This is a genomic window from Neobacillus paridis (assembly GCF_016765675.1).
In the GTDB taxonomy this organism is placed as follows: domain Bacteria; phylum Bacillota; class Bacilli; order Bacillales; family Cytobacillaceae; genus Neobacillus; species Neobacillus paridis.
The window spans coordinates 1-573 of the sequence record NZ_JAESWB010000237.1 but is presented as its reverse complement, the minus strand read 5'-3'; the positions used below and the strand labels follow the sequence as shown (position 1 = coordinate 573).

General features: G+C 63.2%; 1 protein-coding gene. It reads right to left on the bottom strand.

From position 1 onward, the window contains the following. Window positions 1-573: J domain-containing protein (locus tag JK635_RS28640; protein WP_202655042.1), on the bottom strand; the 573-nt coding region annotated here is incomplete at both ends.

The window sequence follows — 573 nt, the reverse complement described above, 5'->3', positions numbered from 1 at the left end:
CGCCGATACGCCTTGACGATATCTTCCATGGGCGCGTCACGCGGCACGCCAAGCACTTCATACGGATCTGGCGTGATGCCCTCGCCACTTTCAGCGCCAGCCGCATACGATGCCCCCTGTGTCCGCCAATCCGGCGCCGCCGCATCAAGATACGCTTCCAGGTATTCGGCATCAACGTCCAGCCCCTGCGTTCGCAAAGCGCCGAGGATCTCGATCAGCCGCAAGAGCCCAAGCTCGGCAAGATCGGTGCCGGCCCGCACGCCCATGAAGTCCTTTTTCAGCCGGCCGATGACTTCATTGCTTTCATTGACCTCAACAAGAATGAAGTCGCCCTCTTCGCCAGCGCCTCGCGGCCTGCCCCGTGGACGGCGGCAGTCGCTGTCCGGATCGACGCCGAGCCAGCTGCAGGCCTGTCGCATGATCAGCCGCTCGACTTCCTGCGACACACTCGACACCGGTCGCAGTGCCGCTACCTTGCCATCTTCGACAAGGAAACCATCTGCCGCCTCGATGCACTGCCAGAGCGCTTGGGCGCGTTGCAGGTCGTCTTGCCATCGTTGTGCGGCGATCCGG